The organism is Mesorhizobium qingshengii, assembly GCF_027563465.1.
Classification (GTDB): domain Bacteria; phylum Pseudomonadota; class Alphaproteobacteria; order Rhizobiales; family Rhizobiaceae; genus Mesorhizobium; species Mesorhizobium qingshengii_A.
Genome location: NZ_JAPFQA010000051.1, coordinates 1 through 1,666, shown reverse-complemented (window position 1 = coordinate 1,666; position 1,666 = coordinate 1). Strand labels below are relative to the sequence as shown.

1 pseudogene is annotated in these 1,666 nt (G+C 61.7%); it reads right to left on the bottom strand.

The annotated features are described in order from the left end of the window. Window positions 1-621: 621 nt before the first annotated feature. Window positions 622-1,581: pseudogene (locus tag OOJ09_RS31895) on the bottom strand (IS1595 family transposase); the annotation flags it as partial. Between the last annotated feature and the right edge of the window lie 85 nt (window positions 1,582-1,666).

Sequence of the window (1,666 nt, the reverse complement as noted above, 5' to 3'; positions counted from 1 at the left end):
ATCGCTTATCCCCTTCGCTCAGGGACACACCAGGTATAGAGGGGAAGTTTCGGGACTTCTGCGGAAGTCGCGACGATTGGAACGCAGGGGAGGTTGCCTCCGAGCGCCGCAGTCACAGGAATGGATCAGATTCGCGCAGCCATGTCTGCCGCTTAGGGCGCTAGTCCACAGGGGAACGGGACCGCTAGGCTGTCCGACCGCCACGGGGACTGTGTCGCTTTGCCTTCAGGCCAGCGTAATCGGGGAACCCGGCGGGATATGCCGCAGATATCCGAGTTGAAGCTCATCTCGCGACGGCCGAGGTGGATGTTGGTAACGCCCGCCGCGCAACCGTTCCTCGCCCGGTCTCCGCGGCGCCAGCACGGGACGTTCCGGCTCCCGGCGGTCGTAGCTGCGCGGATCATTGAATTCTGGCACTCCTTCGGTGCTCCACCCGAATTCGAGCCTGGCCTTGCGGTCCTCCTCCCGCAAGCGGTTCATCCACCAGACAAGATTCTCCATGACCTCGAGCCGGGGGGCGCGGTAATAGCTCGCGAGATCCTTTACGATCTGCTGCTTGTTCGGATGGCACATCGCCAGGATCTCGTCGATGTGCTCCTGCTTCCATTCCCGAGTGTCTCCGACTATTTCGCGGTAGGTGATTGGGCCAATGCGATGGCCGATTCCAAGCATCCTGTCCAAGGTGCCTCGGAAGCTCCGCCGCCTATTCCAGCGGAAGACGAATTCATTCAGGTAGGCATCGAGATGCTTCTCCCGGAATCCGTGAAATGTGCCAAGCGCCCACCTCTTCAGATTCGCGAAGACAACGTGGGGCCATTTCAGAAGGAGGTGTGCGGGGAGCTTGGATTTATTGATGTTCACCTTGGTCAAAGGACGGCCGGGTACCTTGTCGTAGGGCGCGTGATGGTCCGTCCGCAGCTTGGTTCCCAGCAGGGTGTTCGCCTCTACGAACGGCACTAGGCTCGCGGCCGAACGGTCCGCGATGCGCGCCAGCCGGACGCGGCCGACACCGAACCTGCCCACCGTCTCGACCGCTCCGGCGATCCAGATCTGGTTCGCCTTGCTGCTGCCGCCGCCTCTCTTCAGCGCGTCCTCTTTCCGTCTGTACGGAATGGATGACTCGTCGACATCGACGGTCCCCGAAAGGGGTGTCCGATCCGGATCGACCATTGCGCGCCGCAGCTTGTGCAGCAGCAGCCACGCCGTCTTGTAGGAAACGCCGAGCTTGGGCTGGAGCTGGAGCGCCGAGATACTGTTGGAATGGGTGGCCATCAGGTAAGCGGCCAGGAACCACTTGCGAAGCGGCAGATGCGTGCCCTGCATGACGGTGCCTGCGATCACCGAAGTTTGGCGCCGACACCTCCGATCACTGCCCTTGCCGGAGCACTCCCAAAGCCATGGGCGACATTCGAGGCGCCAAGCTTTCCTTGAACCGCAGTGCGGGCAGACGAAACCGTCAGGCCACCGCTTGCGGAACAAGTAGTCCGCACAGGCGTAATCGTCCTGGAAGTCCCTGACGAACGTCTCGATCGGCGGCGGTTTGTCGTACTTCCACCGGGTGGGAAATAGGGCTTCGGCCATACCGACGCCGCATAGACGCCTGGCGGCTGCCTGTCACGCACGAACTCCAGATATGGTTACCACCTGAGTGAACGGGATAAGCGAT